General features: G+C 54.1%; 20 protein-coding genes. 11 read left to right on the top strand and 9 right to left on the bottom strand.

Annotation, left to right across the window (positions count from 1 at the left end; all coding sequences use genetic code 11):
* Positions 1–16: 16 nt before the first annotated feature.
* The 3 genes from fepC to fepD are packed head-to-tail and all read right to left on the bottom strand — an operon-like array spanning position 17 to position 2,804.
* Entirely contained in the window at positions 17–811 is a 795-nt protein-coding gene (gene fepC / locus ACH0WD_RS05285) for an iron-enterobactin ABC transporter ATP-binding protein (protein ID WP_000140622.1), read from the bottom strand.
* Positions 808–1,797: an iron-enterobactin ABC transporter permease gene (fepG, locus tag ACH0WD_RS05280; RefSeq protein ID WP_000480064.1), complete on the bottom strand. Its 990-nt coding sequence runs from the start codon at positions 1,795–1,797 to the stop codon at positions 808–810. The genes fepC and fepG overlap by 4 nt, the downstream gene beginning before the upstream one ends.
* Positions 1,797–2,804: a Fe(3+)-siderophore ABC transporter permease gene (gene fepD / locus ACH0WD_RS05275; protein WP_001277869.1), complete on the bottom strand. Its 1,008-nt coding sequence runs from the start codon at positions 2,802–2,804 to the stop codon at positions 1,797–1,799. Before fepD ends, fepG begins: the two co-directional genes overlap by 1 nt.
* Before the next feature lie 110 nt (positions 2,805–2,914).
* Here fepD and entS point away from each other — a divergent pair, with 110 nt between their 5' ends.
* Positions 2,915–4,159, top strand: coding sequence for an enterobactin transporter EntS (gene entS, locus ACH0WD_RS05270; protein ID WP_001081670.1), 1,245 nt, complete (start codon positions 2,915–2,917; stop codon positions 4,157–4,159).
* A gap of 62 nt (positions 4,160–4,221) precedes the next feature.
* Here entS and fepB read toward each other — a convergent pair whose 3' ends face one another.
* Positions 4,222–5,178 (bottom strand): Fe2+-enterobactin ABC transporter substrate-binding protein, encoded by a 957-nt coding sequence (gene fepB, locus ACH0WD_RS05265; protein WP_001238991.1) that lies wholly within the window; start codon positions 5,176–5,178, stop codon positions 4,222–4,224.
* Between the two features lie 308 nt (positions 5,179–5,486).
* Between fepB and entC the strand changes: the two genes are divergently transcribed.
* From entC to ACH0WD_RS05230, 7 genes are all read left to right on the top strand, one after another.
* Positions 5,487–6,662 carry an isochorismate synthase EntC gene (gene entC / locus ACH0WD_RS05260; RefSeq protein WP_000367596.1) on the top strand — a complete coding sequence of 392 codons (1,176 nt, stop codon included), beginning with the start codon at positions 5,487–5,489 and terminating at the stop codon, positions 6,660–6,662.
* Positions 6,663–6,671: 9 nt separating this feature from the next.
* Positions 6,672–8,282 (top strand): (2,3-dihydroxybenzoyl)adenylate synthase EntE, encoded by a 1,611-nt coding sequence (gene entE, locus ACH0WD_RS05255; RefSeq protein WP_001222459.1) that lies wholly within the window; start codon positions 6,672–6,674, stop codon positions 8,280–8,282.
* A gap of 13 nt (positions 8,283–8,295) precedes the next feature.
* Positions 8,296–9,153, top strand: a complete 858-nt coding sequence (locus ACH0WD_RS05250) for an isochorismatase (RefSeq protein ID WP_001007164.1) — start codon at positions 8,296–8,298, stop codon at positions 9,151–9,153.
* Positions 9,153–9,908: a 2,3-dihydro-2,3-dihydroxybenzoate dehydrogenase EntA gene (gene entA / locus ACH0WD_RS05245; protein ID WP_001112174.1), complete on the top strand. Its 756-nt coding sequence runs from the start codon at positions 9,153–9,155 to the stop codon at positions 9,906–9,908. The genes ACH0WD_RS05250 and entA overlap by 1 nt, the downstream gene beginning before the upstream one ends.
* 2 nt (positions 9,909–9,910) lie before the next feature.
* Entirely contained in the window at positions 9,911–10,324 is a 414-nt protein-coding gene (gene entH / locus ACH0WD_RS05240; protein ID WP_000637965.1) for a proofreading thioesterase EntH, read from the top strand.
* A gap of 181 nt (positions 10,325–10,505) precedes the next feature.
* Entirely contained in the window at positions 10,506–12,611 is a 2,106-nt protein-coding gene (gene cstA, locus ACH0WD_RS05235) for a pyruvate/proton symporter CstA (RefSeq protein ID WP_001043108.1), read from the top strand.
* 63 nt (positions 12,612–12,674) lie between these two features.
* The gene (locus tag ACH0WD_RS05230; protein WP_000460619.1) at positions 12,675–12,872 is read left to right on the top strand and encodes a YbdD/YjiX family protein; all 198 of its coding nucleotides are present in this window, start codon (positions 12,675–12,677) and stop codon (positions 12,870–12,872) included.
* Between the two features lie 35 nt (positions 12,873–12,907).
* Here ACH0WD_RS05230 and ACH0WD_RS05225 read toward each other — a convergent pair whose 3' ends face one another.
* On the bottom strand, positions 12,908–13,996 hold the full coding sequence (locus tag ACH0WD_RS05225) for an oxidoreductase (RefSeq protein WP_001016870.1): 1,089 nt from the start codon (positions 13,994–13,996) through the stop codon (positions 12,908–12,910).
* A gap of 126 nt (positions 13,997–14,122) precedes the next feature.
* Here ACH0WD_RS05225 and ACH0WD_RS05220 point away from each other — a divergent pair, with 126 nt between their 5' ends.
* Complete coding sequence (locus ACH0WD_RS05220; protein ID WP_001245599.1) at positions 14,123–15,283, top strand: pyridoxal phosphate-dependent aminotransferase; 1,161 nt, start codon at positions 14,123–14,125, stop codon at positions 15,281–15,283.
* Here the strand turns inward: ACH0WD_RS05220 and ACH0WD_RS05215 are convergent, their stop codons facing one another.
* The 4 genes from ACH0WD_RS05215 to dsbG all read right to left on the bottom strand — a co-directional run bounded on the left by ACH0WD_RS05215 (position 15,284) and on the right by dsbG (position 19,240).
* Complete coding sequence (locus ACH0WD_RS05215; protein ID WP_001164755.1) at positions 15,284–15,901, bottom strand: ParB/RepB/Spo0J family partition protein; 618 nt, start codon at positions 15,899–15,901, stop codon at positions 15,284–15,286.
* A complete protein-coding gene (locus tag ACH0WD_RS05210; protein WP_000118142.1) occupies positions 15,874–17,109 on the bottom strand; it encodes a phosphoadenosine phosphosulfate reductase in 1,236 nt (411 codons plus the stop codon). Before ACH0WD_RS05210 ends, ACH0WD_RS05215 begins: the two co-directional genes overlap by 28 nt.
* A 165-nt stretch (positions 17,110–17,274) precedes the next feature.
* On the bottom strand, positions 17,275–18,177 hold the full coding sequence (locus ACH0WD_RS05205; RefSeq protein ID WP_000002501.1) for a LysR family transcriptional regulator: 903 nt from the start codon (positions 18,175–18,177) through the stop codon (positions 17,275–17,277).
* Positions 18,178–18,493: 316 nt separating this feature from the next.
* Complete coding sequence (gene dsbG, locus ACH0WD_RS05200) at positions 18,494–19,240, bottom strand: thiol:disulfide interchange protein DsbG (protein WP_000597128.1); 747 nt, start codon at positions 19,238–19,240, stop codon at positions 18,494–18,496.
* 440 nt (positions 19,241–19,680) lie between these two features.
* On the opposite strand from dsbG, the gene ahpC reads away from it, so the two are divergent.
* A complete protein-coding gene (gene ahpC / locus ACH0WD_RS05195) occupies positions 19,681–20,244 on the top strand; it encodes an alkyl hydroperoxide reductase subunit C (RefSeq protein WP_000052802.1) in 564 nt (187 codons plus the stop codon).
* A 241-nt stretch (positions 20,245–20,485) separates the two neighbouring features.
* Positions 20,486–22,051 carry an alkyl hydroperoxide reductase subunit F gene (gene ahpF / locus ACH0WD_RS05190; protein WP_000887644.1) on the top strand — a complete coding sequence of 522 codons (1,566 nt, stop codon included), beginning with the start codon at positions 20,486–20,488 and terminating at the stop codon, positions 22,049–22,051.
* Positions 22,052–22,340 lie beyond the last annotated feature (289 nt).

Genomic DNA, 22,340 nt, shown 5'->3' with positions numbered 1-22,340 from the left:
TCATCTGTGTGAACGACTATCGCCGTCCCAGCGGTACCACCAGCGGCGTACCGGCAACCGGATCGTCGATAATCATACAGCGCAGCCCATAGATTTTTTCGATAAGCTCTGCGGTAACAATCTCTTTCGGCGCGCCCTGTGCGACAATATTACCTTCGCGTAATGCAATCAAATGCGTGGCGTATCGGCAGGCCTGATTCAGGTCGTGCAGGACGGCGGCGAGCGTATAACCTTTTTCGCGGTTGAGATCGCTTAACAACTCCAGCAAATCAATTTGATGGCTAATATCCAGCCACGTTGTCGGCTCATCCAGCAGCATGATGGACGTTTCCTGTGCCAGCACCATGGCTATCCACGCCCGCTGACGTTGGCCGCCGGACAGAGTATCTACGCTTTGCGTCGCCAGTGAGGTGATACCTGTTGCACGCATGGCACTGGCGACGGCGTCGGCATCTTCCTTGCGCCAGCGGGTAAATAACGGCTGATGCGGATAACGCCCTCTGGCGACCAGCTCTTGTACGGTGATATCGCCCGGCGTAGTGGCGTTTTGCGCCAGCAATCCGATGCGCCGCGCCACCTCTTTACTGGCGTAACGCTGTATTTGTTCGCCATCCAGCCAGACATGGCCGTCAACAGGCGTCATCAGACGGCTTAGCGTGCGTAGCAACGTTGACTTGCCGCAGCCGTTAGGGCCGATGATGGCGGTAAAATGGCCGTCCGGAATCGAAACATTAAGGTTTTTTGCGACGGTATAGCTGCCATAACCCAGCGTTAACTGGTCGCCGCGCAAACGGGCTACGGATTCGGTCATTTTTTGCGGGACTCCTGAATTAACAAGACGATAAGGTAAATACCGCCGAGGCTGACGGTGACCACGCCCACTGGAAGCTGATAAGGCATAAACAGTTGCTGCGCGCACGCATCGGCGGCCAGTAGTAACAACGCGCCGCACAGCGCCGACTGGGTTAATCCCCAGCGCGCTGTGCCGCTAAGACGGCGGGCGATGTGCGGCGCGACAAGGGCAATAAACGAGATGGGGCCAGCCAGTGCCGTTGCCGCAGCGGTGAGCGACACCGCCACCAGCATCAGCATCAGGCGTGACCGCTCCACGCTAACACCCAGCGCGCAGGCGCTGTCATCGCCCATCTCCAGCAGCCGCATACGACGCACCAGTAGCGCGGCGCCTGTCAGCATCACAATAATCAGCGGCGCCGAAGGCCAGGTTTTTGCCCATGTCAGACCGTTGAGCGACCCGGCGTTCCATAAGCCGGCGGTGAGCGCCGTTTCCAGCGACGCCTGCAACAGAAGCCAGGTATTAAAGGCGACTAACATCGCGCGGATGCCGATACCGATGATAATCAGCCGGAAAGTTTCAATCCCGTTACGCCAGGCGAGCAGCCAGACAATCAATGACGTGACGATACCGCCCGCCATTGCCGCCAGCGCGATCGCGGTAAGATGCTGGCCAAACAGGACCATTGCGACCAGTACGCCGCTCCAGGCGCCGGTATTAAAGCCCATCACATCAGGGCTGCCTAGCGGGTTACGCATCAGCGACTGAAAAATCGCGCCACTGACGCCAAGCGCAGCGCCAATCAGCAACGCCATTAATACGCGCGGTAGTCGCCATTCGGTTACGACAAGGGTGATGTTACGCGGCGCGTCGCCCAGCAGCGCGGCAATAATCTGCCCGGTCTCAAGAGGCACGGCGCCGCTTTGCAGGCTCCATAAGCCAATGGCGAAGCAGCCAGCCGCCAGAAGCAGGCAACTTACGATAAGCCGACGAGAAAGAAACATCACAGGCCGCCTCCGTTCGATTTACGGCGTACCAGAAAGATAAGTACCGGCGCGCCGATAAACGCACTGACAACCGATACGCGGAGTTCGCCCGGCACCAACAGACGACCAATAATATCGGCAAAAAGCAGCAGAGCAGGGGTTGCCAGTAGCGTCACTGGCAGCGACCAGCGGTGGTCTGCGCCCACCAGCCAACGCGCCATATGCGGCATCATCAGACCAATAAAGGCGATAGGGCCGACCAGCGCCGTTGCGCTGCCGCACAAGACGGTAATCGCCAGTAAACCGATAAGTTGGGTGCGCGCCACTTTACTCCCCAGCGCCGTCGCGGTATCGCTGCCGAGGCTCAGGCTGTTCAGCGCACGGCTCAGAAATAGCGCCACGATCCCAGCGATAACCACGGGTGCGAGCGCGACTTTCAACGTTTGCAGGCTGCGAATATCCAGCGATCCCGCCTGCCAGAAGCGAAGCTGGTCATAGACCTCTGGATTTAACAGCGCGATGCCGCTGGTCAGTCCTTCCAGTACCGCGCCAAGCGCCACGCCCGCCAGTGTCAGGCGGACCGGGCTTAACTGGCCGCCGCCCTGACTACCGGTAAAGGCGACAATCAGCGATGCGATAAGCGCGCCGCTAAATGCCATGAAAAGCTGTTCCAGCGGCGTGGAGAAACCAAACAGCGCCGCGCCCAGTACAATGGCGAAGCTGGCGCCGTTGTTAACGCCCAGAATCCCCGGGTCGGCGAGCGGGTTGCGAGTGAGTGTTTGCATGAGCGCCCCGGCGAGACCCAACGCGCCGCCCGCCAGTAATCCGGCCAGCGTACGCGGCAGACGCGCATCCAGGACGATGGTGCAATCGGCGCTTTGGCAAACGCCGGTGAACGCCTCCAGCACGGCGGCGGCGGGCAGCGGTTTCGCGCCAATGACCAGGCTTAAAACCGCGGCGAGACTCAGTAATAACAACAATCCGGGCACGGCAAACGCGCGCGTCACGGAAAACGAGCATGACATAGTAACTTCCCTGATAATGATAGTAATTATCGTTATCTATCTTATTTGGTTATGTTAGCATGTGCAGCCATTGAATGGATATTTAAAAAAACTCGCATTAAGGCGTTGTAATGAATCGACAATCCTGGCTGCTCAATCTCAGCCTGTTGAAGACGCACCCTGCATTTCGCGCAGTATTTCTGGCCCGTTTTATCTCTATTGTCTCGCTGGGGCTGCTTGGCGTGGCGGTTCCGGTACAGATCCAAATGATGACGCACTCCACCTGGCAGGTAGGGCTGTCGGTAACGTTAACCGGCGGCGCCATGTTTATTGGCTTAATGGTGGGTGGCGTACTGGCCGATCGCTACGAACGCAAAAAGGTGATTCTGCTGGCGCGCGGTACTTGCGGTATTGGCTTTATTGGCCTGTGCGTGAATTCGCTGCTGCCGGAACCGTCATTGCTGGCGATATATCTCCTTGGCCTGTGGGACGGCTTTTTCGCGTCTCTGGGCGTGACCGCGTTACTGGCGGCGACGCCAGCGCTGGTCGGAAGAGAAAATCTGATGCAGGCCGGCGCGATTACCATGCTGACGGTACGTCTGGGATCGGTTATTTCCCCGATGTTGGGGGGCATATTGCTTGCCAGCGGCGGCGTAGCCTGGAACTATGGGCTGGCGGCCGCCGGGACGTTTATTACGCTATTGCCGTTACTGACGCTGCCGCGACTGCCTGTCCCTCCGCAGCCGCGGGAAAATCCATTTATCGCGTTACTGGCGGCATTTCGTTTTTTGCTCGCCAGTCCGCTTATCGGCGGTATTGCGCTGCTTGGCGGTCTGGTGACGATGGCAAGCGCGGTACGCGTCCTCTATCCGGCGCTGGCGATGAGCTGGCAGATGTCGGCGGCGCAAATCGGTTTGCTGTATGCGGCAATTCCGCTGGGGGCGGCCATTGGCGCGCTGACCAGCGGACAACTGGCGCATAGCGTTCGTCCGGGGCTCATTATGCTGGTTTCGACAGTCGGTTCTTTTCTGGCGGTGGGGCTGTTCGCCATCATGCCGGTCTGGATCGCAGGTGTTATCTGTCTGGCGCTATTTGGCTGGCTTAGCGCCATCAGTTCGTTATTACAATACACTCTGCTGCAAACCCAGACGCCGGAAAATATGCTGGGGCGAATGAACGGCCTGTGGACCGCGCAAAACGTCACGGGAGACGCTATCGGCGCGGCGCTGTTAGGCGGTCTTGGCGCAATGATGACGCCGGTCGCTTCCGCGAGCGTGAGTGGATTCGGGCTGGTGATTATCGGTTTGTTGCTGCTGTTAGTGCTGGGCGAGCTACGCCGTTTTCGCCAGACGCCGCCGGTTAGCGATGCTGGCTGATGAAGGGGCGTTTATCCGACTGACCAAATCGGTCTGGTCAGTCGGATAAGACTCCGATAAGGCTAAAACAGGGCGGCAAGCCGGTTAAGCAACAATATTGCGCTGTAATAATCCAGACGGAACGTCTCCGTACCCAGGGCATAGACGCGCTTATTTTGCACCGCTGGCAGGTGCGCCAGCAGCGGATTGGCGTAAAGGGCCGCGACATCTTTGTTGTCGCCGGCAAACAGGAAAAGAGATTCGCCGTTTAACCCGGCGGCCAGATTTTCACCGCCAAGCTGAATGATATCGTGGCGCTTACCCTGGCTTTTGCTGGTTTGCAGCCCTCGGGGCAATGTCGCCAGCGTAAAGCCTAACTGCGTCAATAGCTTGCCTTGTGCTGATTCTGGCGTCCACAGATTGGCGCTATGCGCGGCAGGGGTATACACCAGCGCGCTAACCGGCTGCGGCGGCAGGGCGATTCGCTGTTTAACCGTCGTCAGTTGCGCCTCAAATTCCGCTATTCGCGCGGCGGCCTGTTTCTCCTGACCGGTGATCTCGCCAAGCTGCGTGAGCAAACTCTGCCAGCTTTTATCGTCATAATTGATGACGAGCGTCGGCGCGATAGCGGAGAGCTGATCGTAAAGCGCCAGCGCGGAGTCGCCGCCGGTGGCGCTAATCAAAATGAGATCCGGCATTTGCGCGGCGACCGTTTCGGCATTCGGTTCGCCGATGTACAGCCGGGCGACATGGCGAGCCTTTGCTACGTCGCTCCACTGGCGCATAAACCCTTGATCGTCGGCAAAGCGGTTATTCGGCGTAGTGGCTCCGCTGGCGACGACGGGCGCATCAATCGCCAGCAGCGAGCCTGTCAACGTCACGCTGGTAGAGACGATACGCGCGGGTTTGTGGTCCAGAGTATGAACGCCGCGGCTGTCCTGAATTTGCCGGGGCCAACCGGCGTCCTGGGCTAAGGATATTCCTGAAATTGATAAACCAACCACTAAAAGCAGCCAACGATAAAAGGCGGGGAGTCTCACAATAGCGTCCTGTTATTAATAAAGTTAATGCTTCTCATTTTCATGTCAGCGGCAGCGAGATGCAAGCCTTAGTGCCATTTAACTCATGACCAGAGTTGACAGAGCGACGTTTTACTCTTAGGTTAGCGCACTAAAAATAGAAATAATAATCATTATTATACACAAAATCATTCAAGAAGCATCGCAACGGCAAGGGAAGAAATCCCCGCGAGCATAGATAACTGTGTGACCGGGGTTTCTGATCGCAGCCAACAAAGAGGCAGCTTGAAAGATGAAGTGTATATAAGCCTTTATCATTGGAGGATGATATGGATATGTCACTGGCCGAGGACGCTCAGGAGACAATGGCAACGCTTGCTCCCGATCGCTTTTTCTTCATGTCGCCGTATCGCAGTTTTACCACTTCCGGGTGCTTCGCCCGTTATACCGAGCCTGCGGTTGCCGGCGATTCGCCGGATAGCCCTTTCCAGCAGAAATTGCGCCAGCAGTTTGCCGAGGCCAAATCGCAGGGCATCGCCAACCCTATCCTGGTGGGGGCGATCCCCTTTGATACCCGTCAGCCGTCGTCGCTATTTATCCCGATGGCGTGGCAGTCCTTTTCTCGCCAGCAAAAGCAGCGCACGGCGCGTTATTTTACTGACCATCAGCCGCTGACGGTGACGGCGCGAAAGGCGATTCCGGAGCAGGATGCTTTTGAAGCGATGGTCGCACGCGCGGCTATGCTGACCGCCACGCCAGACGTCGATAAAGTGGTGCTTTCCCGGCTAATAGATATCACCACTGATGTGGCGGTGGATAGCGGAGCATTGCTGGAGCGGCTGGTTGCGCAGAATCCAGTTAGTTACAACTTCCATGTGCCGCTGGCGGATGGCGGCGTTCTGCTGGGCGCCAGCCCCGAATTGCTGCTACGCAAAGAGGGCGAGCGGTTTAGTTCGCTGCCGTTAGCAGGCTCGGCACGCCGACAGCCGGATGACGTTCTGGATCGCGAGGCGGGAAACCGACTGCTGGCTTCACAAAAAGATCGGCATGAACATGAGCTGGTGACGCAGGCGATGAAGCAGATCCTGCGCGATCGCAGCACGGAACTGCAATTACCTTCCTCTCCGCAGTTGATCACCACGCCGACGCTATGGCATCTCGGTACGCCGTTTGAGGGCAAGGCCAACGCCGGAGAAAACGCGCTGACGCTGGCCTGTCTGCTGCATCCAACCCCTGCGTTAAGCGGTTTCCCCCATCAGGTCGCGAAAAAGCTGATTGCTGAACTGGAACCGTTCGATCGTGAACTGTTTGGCGGCATTGTCGGCTGGTGCGACGCCGAAGGAAACGGCGAGTGGGTAGTAACGATTCGTTGCGCGAAATTGCACGGTAATCAGGTGCGCCTGTTCGCCGGCGCCGGGATTGTCCCTGCCTCTTCGCCAGTCGGCGAGTGGCGGGAAACTGGCGTCAAACTCTCTACGATGTTGAACGTTTTTGGACTGCATTAAGGAACGATGATGCGTATACCTTTCACCCGTTGGCCGGATGAATTTGCCCGCCGTTATCGTGAAAAAGGCTACTGGCAAGACGTACCTTTGACCGATATTCTGACCCGCCACGCTGACAGCGACAAGACAGCGGTCATTGAAGGCGAGCGCGCATTCAGCTATCGCCAGCTCAACCAGGCCGCAGATAATCTGGCCTGCTATTTACGCCGTCAGGGCATCAAACCTGGCGAAACCGCTCTGGTGCAACTGGGGAATGTACCGGAACTGTATATCACCTTTTTCGCCCTGTTGAAGCTTGGCGTAGCGCCTGTTCTGGCGCTGTTTAGCCATCAACGTACCGAACTTAACGCCTATGCGATGCAGATCGCGCCGACGCTGGTGATTGCCGATCGCCAACATACGCTGTTCGCCGGCGAGGACTTTCTCAACACGTTTGTGGCTGAACACCGCTCTGTGCGGGTGGTGTTATTGCGTAACGACGACGGCGATCACAGCCTGGACGCGGCGATGCGGCAGGCGGCGGAAGATTTCACCGCCACGCCATCACCTGCTGACGAAGTGGCCTACTTTCAGCTTTCCGGCGGTACTACCGGCACGCCAAAGCTTATTCCCCGTACCCATAACGACTATTACTACAGCGTGCGCCGCAGCAATGAGATTTGCGGTTTCAACGAGGAGACGCGTTTTCTGTGCGCGATTCCCGCCGCGCATAACTACGCCATGAGTTCGCCGGGCGCGCTGGGCGTCTTTCTTGCCAAAGGAACGGTAGTGCTGGCGACCGATCCCAGCGCCACGCTCTGTTTCCCGCTGATCGAAAAACACCAGATTAATGCCACGGCGCTGGTGCCGCCCGCGGTCAGTCTATGGCTACAGGCTATCCAGGAGTGGGGCGGCAATGCGCCGCTGGCGTCATTAAGGTTATTGCAGGTCGGCGGCGCGCGGCTTTCTGCGACGCTGGCCGCCCGTATTCCGGCTGAAATTGGCTGTCAGTTGCAGCAGGTCTTCGGCATGGCGGAAGGGTTAGTGAATTATACCCGGCTGGACGATAGTCCGGAACGGATTATCAATACCCAGGGAAGACCCATGTGTCCGGACGACGAAGTGTGGGTGGCGGATGCCGACGGGAATCCACTGCCGCCGGGCGAGATTGGTCGTCTGATGACGCGCGGCCCCTATACTTTTCGCGGCTATTTCAACAGTCCGCAACACAATGCCAGCGCCTTTGACGCCAACGGTTTTTACTGTTCCGGCGATCTGATCTCCATTGATCAAGACGGCTACATCACCGTTCACGGGCGTGAAAAAGATCAGATCAATCGGGGCGGCGAGAAGATAGCCGCCGAAGAGATAGAAAACCTGTTACTGCGCCACCCGGCGGTGATCCATGCGGCGCTGGTCAGCATGGAAGATGAACTGCTGGGGGAAAAAAGTTGCGCATATCTGGTGGTAAAAGAGCCGCTGCGAGCGGTACAGGTACGCCGTTTCCTGCGAGAGCAGGGCGTGGCGGAATTTAAATTACCGGATCGCGTGGAGTGCGTTGCGTCACTGCCACTGACGCCGGTTGGTAAAGTCGATAAAAAACAATTACGCCAGCGGTTGGCGTCACGTTCACCGCTCTGAAGGAGAAAGAGAGATGGCCATTCCGAAACTACAGTCTTACGCGCTGCCCACCGCACTGGATATCCCGACCAACAAAGTGAACTGGGCATTTGAGCCGGAGCGCGCTGCGCTGCTCATCCACGATATGCAGGATTACTTTGTCAGCTTTTGGGGCCGCAACTGCCCAATGATGGACCAGGTAATTGCCAATATCGCCGCTCTGCGCCAGTACTGTAAGGAACATCATATCCCGGTCTATTACACCGCTCAGCCGAAAGAGCAAAGCGATGAAGATCGCGCGTTACTCAATGATATGTGGGGGCCGGGACTGACGCGCTCTCCGGAACAGCAGAAGGTGGTAGAAGCCTTAACGCCGGATGAGGCGGATACGGTGCTGGTGAAGTGGCGCTATAGCGCGTTTCACCGCTCGCCGCTGGAACAGATGTTAAAAGATACCGGACGTAATCAGCTCATCATTACCGGCGTGTATGCGCATATTGGCTGTATGACCACCGCTACCGATGCGTTTATGCGCGACATTAAGCCGTTTATGGTGGCGGATGCGCTGGCGGATTTCAGCCGGGAAGAGCATCTGATGGCGCTGAACTATGTGGCGGGGCGTTCCGGTCGCGTCGTCATGACCGAGTCGCTGCTGCCGACGCCGGTTCCTGCCAGTAAAGCGGCGCTGCGGGCGTTGATTCTGCCGTTGCTGGATGAGACCGACGAGCCGCTGGACGATGAAAACCTGATTGATTATGGCCTGGATTCAGTACTCATGATGGGGCTGGCGGCGCGCTGGCGTAAAGTACACGGCGATATCGACTTCGTGATGCTGGCGAAAAACCCGACCATTGACGCCTGGTGGGCGCTGCTTTCTCGCGGGGTAGAGTAATGCCCTGTATTGATTTTTCAGACAAAACGGTATGGGTGACCGGGGCGGGGAAAGGGATCGGTTACGCGACGGCGCTGGCGTTTGTTGACGCCGGGGCGCGGGTGATCGGCTTCGATCGCGAATTTACGCAAGAGAATTATCCCTTTGCTACCAAAGTCATGGATGTGGCGGATGCCGCACAGGTCGCGCAGGTGTGCCAGCGTGTGTTGCAAAAAACGCCGCGGCTGGATGTGCTGGTCAACGCCGCCGGTATTTTGCGTATGGGAGCGACCGATGCGCTTAGTGTCGACGACTGGCAGCAGACGTTTGCGGTCAATGTGGGCGGGGCATTTAACCTGTTTTCGCAGACGATGGCGCAGTTTCGCCGTCAGCAGGGAGGGGCGATTGTCACCGTAGCCTCAGATGCGGCGCATACGCCGCGTATCGGTATGAGCGCTTACGGCGCCTCTAAAGCGGCGCTGAAAAGCCTGGCGCTAACCGTAGGGCTGGAGCTGGCGGGCTGCGGGGTACGCTGTAATGTGGTGTCGCCGGGCTCGACCGACACCGATATGCAGCGCACGTTATGGGTGAGTGAAGATGCCGAACAGCAGCGCATTCGCGGTTTCGGCGAACAGTTTAAGCTCGGCATACCGCTCGGTAAAATCGCCCGTCCGCAGGAGATAGCCAATACCATTTTGTTTCTTGCCTCCGATCTGGCCAGCCACATTACCTTGCAGGATATCGTGGTGGACGGCGGTTCAACATTGGGAGCCTGACGATGATCTGGAAACGGCACTTAACGCTGGATGAATTGAACGCTACCAGTCAGAACACGCTGGTGGCGCATCTGGGCATTGTTTACACCCGTCTGGGCGATGACGTGCTGGAGGCGGAAATGCCTGTCGATGCCCGCACTCATCAACCGTTTGGTCTGCTACACGGCGGCGCATCGGCAGCGCTGGCGGAGACGTTAGGATCAATGGCGGGTTATCTGATGACCCGCGACGGGCAGTGCGTGGTCGGGACCGAGTTAAACGCCACTCACCACCGCGCCATCTCGCAGGGGAAAGTACGCGGCGTTTGCCTGCCGCTGCATCTGGGGCGGCAGAATCAAAGCTGGGAAATTACGCTCTTTGACGAGCAGGGGAGGCGCTGCTGCACCTGTCGCCTGGGAACGGCGGTAATGGGATAGTTCTGGCAAAGTAAAATGCAATTGCAGCATTAACGAAGAAAGGAAGTGATCTGGTTAACACTGTAATGTAAAAAATGGGTAACGATCCGGTTTTATCATGTTGTTGTGTTGTTAATTACGGTAAAGGTGTTATAGAAACAAAATGTAACATCTCTCTGGAACACCCAAACGGACAACAACTATGAATAAATCAGGGAAATACCTCGTCTGGACAGCGCTCTCAGTATTGGGTGCGTTTGCCCTGGGCTATATTGCGTTAAATCGTGGGGAACAGATCAACGCGCTATGGATCGTGGTGGCGTCGGTCTGTGTCTATCTTATTGCGTATCGTTTTTATGGGCTCTATATCGCCAAAAAAGTGCTGGCGGTTGACCCAACGCGTATGACGCCCGCGGTACGTCATAATGATGGTCTGGATTATGTCCCGACCGATAAAAAAGTGCTGTTCGGTCACCATTTTGCGGCCATTGCTGGCGCAGGTCCGCTGGTCGGGCCGGTACTGGCGGCGCAGATGGGCTATCTGCCGGGGATGATCTGGCTGCTGGCGGGCGTTGTGCTGGCGGGAGCGGTGCAGGACTTTATGGTGCTGTTCGTCTCGACCCGGCGTGATGGGCGTTCGCTTGGCGAGCTGGTTAAAGAGGAGATGGGCGCGACGGCAGGGGTGATCGCGCTGGTGGCCTGCTTTATGATCATGGTGATCATTCTGGCCGTCCTGGCGATGATCGTGGTGAAAGCGCTGACCCATAGCCCGTGGGGAACGTACACTGTCGCGTTCACTATTCCACTGGCGATTTTTATGGGCATCTACCTGCGTTATCTGCGTCCGGGGCGCATCGGCGAGGTGTCGGTCATTGGGCTGGTATTTCTTATTTTCGCTATTATTTCCGGCGGATGGGTGGCGGCAAGCCCAACCTGGGCGCCGTACTTTGATTTTACTGGCGTGCAGCTTACCTGGATGCTGGTGGGTTATGGTTTTGTCGCGGCGGTACTGCCGGTCTGGCTGCTGCTCGCGCCGCGTGATTACCTCTCTACCTTCCTGAAAATTGGTACGATTGTCGGTCTGGCGGTCGGGATTCTGATCATGCGTCCGACGCTGACTATGCCAGCGCTGACCAAATTTGTTGATGGTACCGGGCCGGTCTGGACGGGCGACCTGTTCCCGTTCCTGTTTATTACCATCGCCTGCGGCGCGGTCTCCGGTTTCCATGCGCTCATCTCCTCCGGCACGACGCCGAAGATGTTGGCCAACGAAGGCCAGGCCTGCTTTATCGGCTACGGCGGGATGTTAATGGAATCTTTCGTCGCCATTATGGCGCTGGTCTCGGCCTGTATTATCGATCCGGGCGTTTACTTTGCGATGAATAGCCCGATGGCGGTACTGGCGCCAGCGGGGACAGCGGATGTCGTGGCTTCTGCCGCGCAGGTGGTCAGTAGTTGGGGTTTCGCTATCACGCCGGATACGTTACACCAGATTGCCAATGAAGTCGGCGAACAATCCATTATCTCCCGCGCAGGCGGAGCGCCAACGCTGGCGGTAGGGATGGCCTACATTTTACATGGCGCGTTGGGCGGCATGATGGATGTGGCGTTCTGGTATCACTTCGCCATTCTGTTTGAAGCGCTGTTTATTCTGACGGCGGTGGATGCGGGTACCCGTGCGGCGCGCTTTATGTTGCAGGATTTGTTGGGCGTAGTGTCGCCAGGGCTGAAACGTACCGATTCGCTGCCAGCGAACCTGCTTGCTACGGCATTGTGCGTGCTGGCGTGGGGGTATTTCCTCCATCAGGGCGTGGTCGATCCGTTGGGCGGTATTAACACCCTGTGGCCGCTGTTTGGCATCGCTAACCAGATGCTGGCGGGGATGGCGCTGATGCTTTGCGCCGTGGTACTGTTCAAAATGAAGCGTCAGCGTTATGCGTGGGTCGCGCTGGTGCCAACGGCCTGGCTGCTGATTTGTACGCTGACGGCGGGCTGGCAGAAAGCGTTTAGTCCGGATGCGAAAATCGGCTTCCTGGCCATTGCCAATAAGTTCCAGGCGATGATCGACAGCGGCAATATTCCGCCGCAATACACCGAATCGCAGCTCGCGCAGTTGGTATTCAATAACCGTCTGGATGCCGGGCTAACCATCTTCTTTATGGTGGTGGTCGTGGTGCTGGCGGTCTTCTCTATTAAGACGGCGCTGGCCGCTCTGAAGATTGATAAACCGACGGCGAATGAAACGCCGTATGAGCCGATGCCGGAAAATGTGGATGAGATCGTGACGCAGGCGAAAGGCGCGCACTAATCTTTTTTCATCAATAGCCCTCTCCAGAATAAGGAGAGGGCATTTGAATGACAGGTGACAACGATGTTCGATACGCTTTCGAAAGCCGGAAAATATCTGGGACAGGCCGCAAAAATGATGATTGGCGTGCCAGACTACGACAACTATGTTGAGCATATGCGCATAACGCATCCGGATCAGACGCCGATGACCTATGAAGAATTTTTCCGCGAGCGGCAGGATGCGCGCTATGGTGGAAAAGGCGGCGCGCGTTGCTGCTGATGGTTGCCAGGTCTGATAAGCGCAACGCCACCAGGCTATATTCTGAAAAATTCAACTTTTTCAAACGCCGCACGCAGGGTGTCTGGCGTTAACGTCACCGGTAAATAGTGGATGGATTCGACCGGGCGCAGGGTATGCGCGATTACCCTATCGATCTCGGCGGTGTTATGAATATCCACGTCCAGTTCGCTAAGCCGGGCCGGCAGATGAAATCGCCGGTACGCTGTAATCAATTGCGCCAGCACGTCATCTTGTCCCAGTAGCGCGCTTTGCACCAGAATGCCATAAGCCACTTTCGTTCCGTGCAGGAATTTTTCCGTTTGCGGCAGGACGGTCAGACCGTTGTGTACCGCATGGGCGGCGGCGACACGGGTATAGCGTTCCCCTAGGCCGCCGACCATACCGCCGCCAGCGATAATCGCATCCACCACGTCGCAAAATGCCTGGGTCAGCCGACGCTGCTGTTTATCCGCTAATGCTTGTTCGCTGCTGTCCAGCAGGAGATCGCGAATAGCGCACGCGCTGTTAATGCCCAGTCTTACGGTCAATGGCAACGTTTCAGGCTGCGGCGCAAGCACAACGGCTTCATACCATTTCGCCAGCGTATCGCCAATGCCAGCTAACAGATAGTCATCGGGCGCCTGCAGAATAATGCGCGGTTCGACCAGCACCAGAAAATTGGCATCATCAAAAATTTCGAACTGTAACGCCTGTCCCGCGTCGTTATACCAGACGGAAAGCGGTGTCCAGGCGGCGCAGGTCGCCGCGATGGTCGGGATAGCGACAAACGGCAGCGCCAGACGGCGGGCGAGCGCTTTGGCGGTATCGAGCAGCGCGCCGCCGCCGACGCCTATCACCACCTGACGATCGTCGTTGCAGGCGTGCGCCAGTTGGGCAACATGGCGTTCGCTACAATGGCCGGTAAACTGCAGATGTTTTGCGCCAGCACGTTCAAACGCTTCCGGCAGGTAAGGCCGGGCGGCGGCAATCGCGCGTTCGCCGTACACCCAAACGGCGTGGGAAAGCTGTTCCGGCGTGAAAAAGTCTGTCAGTCTTCCGAGGCTTCCGGCATGGGAAAAATAATTCGCCGGGCCGGTAACGACGCGGATTTCAGTGTGGTTCATGTTGTGTTGTCCTTAGGGGCTTCTCACCGCTGTTATTATATTTAGACATCTAAACGTCTTGATTGCCAAATACTAACACCCTGTGATAGTGTGTCAATAACCACATCACTGGCGGGTATGAAGATAATGAGAAATAACCCACTGATTCCAAAAAGCAAATTGCCCAATCTTGGCACCACGATTTTTACGCAAATGAGCGCGCTGGCGCAGAAACATCAGGCAATAAATTTATCGCAAGGCTTCCCTGATTTTGATGGTCCTCGTTATTTGCACGAGCGGTTGGCTTATCATGTCGCGCAGGGCGCGAATCAATATGCGCCGATGACGGGCGCGCAGGCGCTGCGGGAGGCCATAGCCGATAAAACGGCGGAAATATATGGTTATCGACCCGATGACGTCAGTGATATCACCGTCACGGCGGGCGCGACAGAGGCGCTGTATGCGGCGATTACCGCGCTGGTGCGGGCAGGGGATGAGGTTATCTGTTTCGATCCCAGTTACGACAGCTATGCCCCGGCCGTGGCGCTTTCCGGCGGCGTGTTAAAACGCATAGCGCTTACGCCGCCGCATTTTCGCGTCGACTGGCAGGCGTTTTCGGCGTTGCTTAGCGAGCGCACGCGGCTGGTGATCCTCAATACGCCGCATAATCCCACCGCTACCGTCTGGCGTCAGGAGGATATCGAGGCGCTGTGGCAGGCTATCGGCGAGCGGGAAATTTATGTATTAAGCGATGAAGTGTACGAACATATTTGTTTTGCCGTCGAAGGTCATGCCAGCGTATTGGCGCACCCTCAGTTACGAGAGCGGGCGGTTGCCGTTTCATCGTTTGGTAAAACCTTTCATATGACGGGATGGAAGATTGGTTACTGCGTTGCGCCTGCGGCCATTAGCGCCGAAATACGCAAAGTTCACCAGTACCTGACGTTTTGCGTCAATACGCCGGCGCAACTGGCGCTGGCGGATATGCTGCGCGCCGCGCCGGAACACTATCGCGCGTTACCCGATTTTTACCGGAAAAAACGCGATGTGCTGGTTAACGCGCTGGCGCAAAGCCGATTAAAAGTGCTGCCCTGTGAAGGTACCTATTTTCTGTTAATCGATTACAGCGCAGTGTCGACGCTAAATGACGTTGAGTTTTGTCAGTGGCTAACCGAAGAAGTCGGTGTCGCCGCTATTCCGCTTTCTGTCTTTTGCGCCGCCCCTTTCCCGCATCAGCTTATACGTTTATGTTTCGCTAAACAGGAATCAACGCTGTTGGCCGCCGCAGAGCGCCTGTGTAAACTGTAGTTATTTAACCGTCCACGCTCTGGAGAATCGACGGTCTGCAAAAAGCTCCTGCAGGCCGTTGATCTGTTTCAGGCGCAGGACTTCATCGGCGTCCATACCTAACTCCTGGCCGATTTTGCTCTCGTCCCAGCCTAGCAGAGAAAGTTCGCGCACGATTTCTGACATGGCGTGGATCTGGTGACGCCCGCGCGCGCGGTTATGCCGAATGGTTGCCGCCATGCGTTCGTGACGTTCTCTGTCCAGACACGTTATCGGCAGGTAGCCTTTCAGACGCCTTTTCAGGGCCGCTTTTCCTTTGCCCAGCTCATGACGGTGAAAACCGTCCACAATCTCGTACTCCTCGGCATCGGCCTTTACCACCACGATCGGCTGAGTAAACCCATCTTGTTCAATCGATTTAAGCAGCAGTTTTTTCTCCGGCGGCGCAACGTTATTCGGGTTGTAGTCATTAGGCGAAATATGATCGTTTTTCACCCACAGGACACAATCGACAGGCTCATCGCGAAAAGGACTAACGCTATGTATCGCCATTCTAAATTCATTAATGGCGGCGATCCTCTCCTCTTCAGGCAGTTCAGAGAGAAAGTGAGTTATTTCGGTTGTGAGTCGGTGTTGCATAAGATCCCCCATTCCTGGCGTTTAGCTTTCATACGTTCGTTATAACGCTGGTAATTCTTAGGTTTTGTCGGACTGAATGACAGCGCCCGGCACCAGTAATCATTGTTCAGTAATACTTTGCAGATCCGTCGCCATGACGGAATATCCCGCGATCCGATATCGCCATGCTGCGTCTGTGGAATGGTGTTCATGCCTTTTTTCTTATACCACTGCAAATAAACGGCGATTTTATTACGGTAATGTTCGGCAGTGACTTCAGGCATACTGTGTAGCAGGAGCAGCGCGTACTCTTCCCAGTTAAGGTGATCGGGTTTTAAAATTTTCCGGTGGCCGTAAAAATGGCTGTCTTGTCCGGCGTATATTCCTCCGCTGAGTGCGCCGCTGACTCTGGCGCACATGGCCGCCCAGCGCTCAGGTTCGATAACATGATACAGCCATAACCCCTGTCGTTGTTCCGGGCCGAACGGTTCGCAAATACGCATGTAACGGGGCGGTACTCCAGCCTGATACATCAAATTATACAAAGGGTTACATGGTTTACCTGTTTTGGCGAACCAGGTCCAGATATCTGCGGTTTTCCAGTCATAGATGGGATAGATATACCAGGTGTGCCCCTTAGGGGCTAACGTGGTCCAGGGCTTATCGTCGGCAAAGCGCAGCTTATGCGAGTTAGCGATAGCGGCAAATCGGTTATAGGATTCGTCGGAACGAATACCGACCAGCATAGCGGCAGGACGTTTTTCTGAAAACCAGTCGGCAAAATCGCGAACGAACTGTTCAAAGGTCATGCCTTGTTGATAAAAGGAAAAAAAGGCCGGATCGGTAATCGCATCTTCTGGCGGTTGTCGTACCCAGTCGGTACCCGGCTGCCAACACTGCCACTCCGGCTGGTATTGTGAAAGGGAATTTTGTGTGGTTAAGGGTAATGCGACCCAATAAAAACGCTCAATAACGTCCGCGTAGTATTCACGTAACGATTCAATATAGGCGATGGTACAGGAGAATTGCGCTTCCCAGTCAATGAAGAGAACATGGATCTTTTTATTCATTTTGCGCGCCAACGTTGCCGTCAGGTGCAACATAAGTCCTGAATCTTTACCACCAGAAAATGAGACGCAGACCCGGGGTAAGGTTTCCAGGGTCCACATTATACGCTCTTGAGCCGCTTCCAGAACATTTTGCTCAAGTGGAACTTTATAAACCGACATCTCTGGATAGTCTCCGATGTGTTAACTACAGTATATTCGAAATAATTAACATAAAGGATAAGCGGATTAGATGAACTTGCAATGCTTTATTATATTTGTAAAATAAATATATCCCATAAATATATACATTGAATTTATATTAACACCTGTTATCTGACCTTCTTATTAATGCTTTTTTGTGATGTGCTCAATGAGCTCAGCAAATCCACTATTATTCAGCGAAGCTCTATTATACATAAGATAGAGCTGTATGGGAGCAATGGTAAAAGGTGTAGTGACTTTTTTAAGTTTGATAGAGGAAGAGTAATAGTCAACAAGTGATTCTGGTAAAAAACCAATAAGCTCCGTGGAGCTGATGGCGTTGGCGATGGTCATCAGCGATTTGCTTCTGAAACCAATTATTCTTTCCCCCAGCACATCATCTATAAGTGAATGATACTCTTTTATACCGCTTGCCCGGGCGACGAGTTGCGTAAATGACTCTTGTAGAATTTCGTCGATAGTGGCGGTGTCGCCTAGTCGGGGATGGTTTTCACTGCAAACAAGGATACATTCCATCCTATTAAAGTGAGAACAAACAATAGAACGATTATTCAGTGGGGCCGATGAAACCACAACATCTGCTTTGCGGTAGGCAAGCAGATCTTCAGGCTGTTCGTCAGTGGTCAAAATGTCGTGATGTTCAATTTCAACCTGTGGATCTTTGCGGATATATTTAACTAATTTCATCACATATTGGGTGATCAACAGCTGTGGGCTGTAGATAATAAACTTTTTCTTCAGGCTGGACTGATTCATTATATTAATAGTTTGTTCCAGGCTGTTAAGGTTATTTTCTAAATGATAATGTAAATTAATGCCTGTTACGGTAGGCGTAATTCCTTTACCTGAACGAATAAATAGAGGGTCGTTGAATTGCGTGCGCAGGCGTTGCAATGACTGGCTTACGGCAGAAGGTGTAATATAGAGTGTTTCTGCTGCTTTGCTAATGCTTAAATGTTGATAGATACATTCAAATATAACCAACAAGTTAAGATCAAATTTTTTAAGGTCGTAAAGGTTAGCCATAGTATCTTCCTGGCATAATCATGGTATCTTTCATGATTATGACTTAATCTCAATAATTTACCAGAGTTATGTTTATTAAACTTAATGTAGAGTTTATTTAAACTAAAATACCACAGTTATGAATATTTTAGCGAGTAAATAATCACAGTAAAGGCGGACATAACGTACACTTTTATAATCACGCCGTTAGTCTAAAAAGGCTGTGCCGGATGACATGCTGGTCTGGCGTCTCGTTAATGCCAGGAGGAGGTTGGCCCGACAAACGCAGCGCTATCGGGCGGGGTACGGTTAAGCTTCTGCCTTGCTAATTTCTGCGTTAAGGCTGCCCCATCATGGCGTCCAGTTGCGCTTTTTCCGGTAAACCCACAACCTGTTGCAAAATCTTATCTTTATTCATGTAATAGATTGCTGGCGTCGCGTTAGCGCCAAGATCGTCCATTAACTGCTGATTCTGATTAATGACTTTCATCTGCGCCGGGGGGATGGACGCCGGAACCTCCAGCTTCATCTTTCCTGCGGAGGCTTCATAGTCATACCAGGTTTTCGCCGGGTCTTTCGCGGCTAAAATCGCTGCGGCTGTGGCCGGGCTTTCCGGTTTAATCACCCCGACCAGTAACGTACGTAATTGTACCTTGCCGGATTCGACCCACGGGCGAGCTTGTTGCCAAAACTGCTTACAATAGGGGCAGAAAGGGTCGGCGAAGACATACAGCACCACCGGCGCGTCTTTTTTACCGTCGAGTATCCATGACGCTTTTTCCATTTTCTGCCACATTTCACGTCCGGCCGGTGCATAGATCTCTTTTTCTATCAGGGCGTTGCTAAGATTTTCACCTTTTTCATTATACATATAGCCGGAAATCGCGTGTTTGCCGTCCGGCGTCAGGTAAATCGTGACGCCCATATCCTGATACTTTCCGAGATAGCCCTTCATGCCCCCCGGCGCCTCGAAGGATTTCAGGATAGTTATGCCCTGTTTTTCAATGGCTTTAACCGGCGCAGGCAGTTCTTCCGCGTGGGCGAGAATGGGCAGCATAGCAAGCAGCAATGTACGTTTAATCATATTTTTTCCTTTTAAGATCAAAGCGAAAAGAGTATTAATGATGATGCCTATCACAGACATAGGTAAGAGCTGGCGTGCCGGGATTGCCCTTTCTATGCTGGGGTGATGTAATCCTTTTCGCTGTTACAGCCTTTGTTAAGGTAATGTAGAGCGCAACACTTAGCCAGCATATACGCTATGGATTTCGAGTTGCAGACAATACGTCTGTAATTTGCAAGACGAGTCGTACTGGCTCTGAAGTTACCTACGGGTAGTTCAGGTAATGGGGCCGCCTGTCAGGCGGCCTTTTTACTTTAGATGGCTGACAGGGCGCAGTGTTCACAATGTCGCCCGAATCGGGTTGTTAGTTAACGCTTATTGATTTGATAATGGAAACGCATTAGCCGAATCAGCAAAATTTCGTTAACTTACTCCTCAACGAAAACACGGAGGAAGTATAGATGTCCTTAATTAACACCAAAATCAAACCTTTCAAAAACCAGGCGTTCAAAAACGGTGAATTCATTGAAGTCACCGAGAAAGATACCGAAGGCCGCTGGAGCGTCTTCTTCTTCTACCCGGCCGATTTTACCTTTGTTTGCCCGACTGAACTGGGTGACGTTGCCGACCATTACGAAGAACTGCAGAAGCTGGGCGTAGACGTTTATTCCGTCTCAACCGATACTCACTTCACGCACAAAGCATGGCACAGCAGCTCTGAAACTATCGCAAAAATCAAATATGCGATGATCGGCGACCCGACTGGCGCCCTGACCCGTAACTTCGACAACATGCGTGAAGATGAAGGTCTGGCAGACCGTGCGACCTTTGTTGTTGACCCGCAGGGTATCATCCAGGCAATCGAAGTTACCGCTGAAGGTATCGGCCGTGACGCGTCTGACCTGCTGCGTAAAATTAAAGCAGCACAGTACGTTGCCGCTCACCCAGGCGAAGTATGCCCGGCGAAATGGAAAGAAGGTGAAGCGACTCTGGCTCCATCTTTAGACCTGGTCGGTAAAATCTAAATTTCCGTCGTCTTTCACGCCATAGCTGCGTTGGCGTCGCCTGCACATCCCGGTCACTTACTTCAGTAAGTTTCCGGGGATTCTCAGGCTAGCCGCCTTACTCTGACGTGAAATACTTTGGAAATTGTTTCAGTCATGGGCGCACCCGCGCCCATTTCATTTCAGCACCATGACGCAAGTTGCATTAATGCAGTCCCGCGAAGTCGGCTTGCATGATGATGTTTTCAGAGAGGGAAGAAGAATGCTCGACACAAATATGAAAACCCAGCTCAGGGCTTACCTTGAGAAACTGACCAAACCTGTTGAGCTGATTGCCACGCTGGATGACAGCGCTAAATCGGCGGAAATCAAGGAACTGCTGGCTGAAATCGCCGAGCTGTCCGACAAAGTCACATTTAAAGAAGACAATACTCTGCCGGTGCGCAAGCCGTCTTTCCTGATTACGAATCCAGGTTCTCAGCAGGGGCCGCGCTTTGCCGGTTCTCCGCTGGGCCACGAATTTACCTCGCTGGTTTTGGCGCTGCTGTGGACCGGCGGTCATCCGTCAAAAGAAGCGCAGTCGCTGCTGGAGCAGATTCGCGATATTGACGGCGATTTTGAATTCGAAACTTATTATTCACTCTCCTGCCATAACTGCCCGGACGTAGTGCAGGCGCTGAACCTGATGGCGGTGCTGAACCCGCGTATTAAACATACGGCAATTGATGGCGGCACCTTCCAGAACGAAATCACCGAACGTAACGTGATGGGTGTTCCGGCGGTATTTGTTAACGGTAAAGAGTTCGGCCAGGGACGTATGACTCTGACCGAGATTGTCGCTAAAGTGGATACTGGCGCAGAAAAACGCGCGGCGGAAGCGCTGAACAAACGCGATGCGTATGACGTGCTGATTGTCGGCTCCGGCCCGGCGGGCGCGGCGGCGGCGGTCTACTCGGCGCGCAAAGGCATCCGTACCGGTCTGATGGGCGAGCGCTTCGGCGGTCAGGTGCTGGATACCGTGGATATCGAAAACTATATCTCGGTGCCGAAAACCGAAGGCCAGAAACTGGCGGGCGCGCTGAAAGCGCATGTCAGCGATTACGACGTTGACGTTATCGACAGCCAGAGCGCAAGTAAACTGGTTCCGGCCGCGACAGAAGGCGGCCTGCATCAGATTGAAACGGCGTCCGGCGCAGTATTGAAAGCGCGCAGTATCATCATCGCCACCGGCGCGAAATGGCGCAATATGAATGTGCCGGGCGAGGATCAGTATCGCACCAAAGGCGTCACCTATTGTCCGCACTGCGACGGTCCATTATTTAAAGGGAAGCGTGTGGCGGTCATCGGCGGCGGCAACTCCGGCGTTGAAGCGGCTATCGATCTGGCAGGTATTGTAGAACACGTTACGTTGCTGGAGTTTGCGCCGGAGATGAAGGCGGATCAGGTGCTACAGGACAAAGTGCGTAGCCTGAAAAATGTCGATATCATTTTGAATGCGCAAACGACAGAAGTGAAGGGCGACGGTTCGAAAGTGGTGGGGCTGGAGTATCGTGACCGTGTCAGCGGCGATATTCATAGCGTCGCGCTGGCAGGCATTTTTGTGCAGATTGGTCTGTTGCCGAATACCCACTGGCTGGAAGGCGCGCTTGAGCGTAACCGCATGGGCGAGATCATTATTGACGCCAAATGTGAAACCAGCGTTAAGGGCGTCTTCGCCGCAGGCGATTGCACCACCGTTCCTTACAAACAGATTATCATCGCCACAGGCGAAGGGGCGAAAGCCTCGTTGAGCGCCTTTGATTATCTGATTCGTACCAAAATCGCATAAAAAGAAGTAAGCACACCTGCAAGGTCAGTTAACTGGCCATCGTAAATGGCCCGATAGTGTAAGCTATTCGGGCCTGCGGTGTTTATGCTTGGGGAACGCCGCCGGGTAAAACACGTTCTTCATTATCAATACTCTGAAACCGTCTGTTAATAACAGACGGTTTTTTATTTCAACGGTCTTCTGTTTTTAAACTTTGAAACAATAAAAAAGTCTTCTACGGATTTAACTGGAATTTTTCTGTTTTTTTATCAAAGAAAGATTAAGCGCTTCCGTTAACATGCCCATTCTT

Origin of the sequence: Salmonella sp. 2020_1395 (genome assembly GCF_043848115.1) — a bacterium.
In the GTDB taxonomy this organism is placed as follows: domain Bacteria; phylum Pseudomonadota; class Gammaproteobacteria; order Enterobacterales; family Enterobacteriaceae; genus Salmonella; species Salmonella enterica.
The sequence above is the reverse complement of the archived record's forward strand: the minus strand, read 5'-3'. Positions and strand labels throughout refer to the sequence as shown.

What these genes read in the sequence shown, in the direction of transcription:
- fepC (WP_000140622.1), bottom strand. Translation starts at nt 811, where the DNA reads ATGACCGAATCCGTAGCCCGTTTGCGCGGCGACCAGTTAACGCTGGGT.
- fepG (WP_000480064.1), bottom strand. Translation starts at nt 1,797, where the DNA reads ATGTTTCTTTCTCGTCGGCTTATCGTAAGTTGCCTGCTTCTGGCGGCT.
- fepD (WP_001277869.1), bottom strand. Translation starts at nt 2,804, where the DNA reads ATGTCATGCTCGTTTTCCGTGACGCGCGCGTTTGCCGTGCCCGGATTG.
- entS (WP_001081670.1), top strand. Translation starts at nt 2,915, where the DNA reads ATGAATCGACAATCCTGGCTGCTCAATCTCAGCCTGTTGAAGACGCAC.
- entC (WP_000367596.1), top strand. Translation starts at nt 5,487, where the DNA reads ATGGATATGTCACTGGCCGAGGACGCTCAGGAGACAATGGCAACGCTT.
- entE (WP_001222459.1), top strand. Translation starts at nt 6,672, where the DNA reads ATGCGTATACCTTTCACCCGTTGGCCGGATGAATTTGCCCGCCGTTAT.
- ACH0WD_RS05250 (WP_001007164.1), top strand. Translation starts at nt 8,296, where the DNA reads ATGGCCATTCCGAAACTACAGTCTTACGCGCTGCCCACCGCACTGGAT.
- entA (WP_001112174.1), top strand. Translation starts at nt 9,153, where the DNA reads ATGCCCTGTATTGATTTTTCAGACAAAACGGTATGGGTGACCGGGGCG.
- entH (WP_000637965.1), top strand. Translation starts at nt 9,911, where the DNA reads ATGATCTGGAAACGGCACTTAACGCTGGATGAATTGAACGCTACCAGT.
- cstA (WP_001043108.1), top strand. Translation starts at nt 10,506, where the DNA reads ATGAATAAATCAGGGAAATACCTCGTCTGGACAGCGCTCTCAGTATTG.
- ACH0WD_RS05230 (WP_000460619.1), top strand. Translation starts at nt 12,675, where the DNA reads ATGTTCGATACGCTTTCGAAAGCCGGAAAATATCTGGGACAGGCCGCA.
- ACH0WD_RS05225 (WP_001016870.1), bottom strand. Translation starts at nt 13,996, where the DNA reads ATGAACCACACTGAAATCCGCGTCGTTACCGGCCCGGCGAATTATTTT.
- ACH0WD_RS05220 (WP_001245599.1), top strand. Translation starts at nt 14,123, where the DNA reads ATGAGAAATAACCCACTGATTCCAAAAAGCAAATTGCCCAATCTTGGC.
- ACH0WD_RS05215 (WP_001164755.1), bottom strand. Translation starts at nt 15,901, where the DNA reads ATGCAACACCGACTCACAACCGAAATAACTCACTTTCTCTCTGAACTG.
- ACH0WD_RS05210 (WP_000118142.1), bottom strand. Translation starts at nt 17,109, where the DNA reads ATGTCGGTTTATAAAGTTCCACTTGAGCAAAATGTTCTGGAAGCGGCT.
- ACH0WD_RS05205 (WP_000002501.1), bottom strand. Translation starts at nt 18,177, where the DNA reads ATGGCTAACCTTTACGACCTTAAAAAATTTGATCTTAACTTGTTGGTT.
- dsbG (WP_000597128.1), bottom strand. Translation starts at nt 19,240, where the DNA reads ATGATTAAACGTACATTGCTGCTTGCTATGCTGCCCATTCTCGCCCAC.
- ahpC (WP_000052802.1), top strand. Translation starts at nt 19,681, where the DNA reads ATGTCCTTAATTAACACCAAAATCAAACCTTTCAAAAACCAGGCGTTC.
- ahpF (WP_000887644.1), top strand. Translation starts at nt 20,486, where the DNA reads ATGCTCGACACAAATATGAAAACCCAGCTCAGGGCTTACCTTGAGAAA.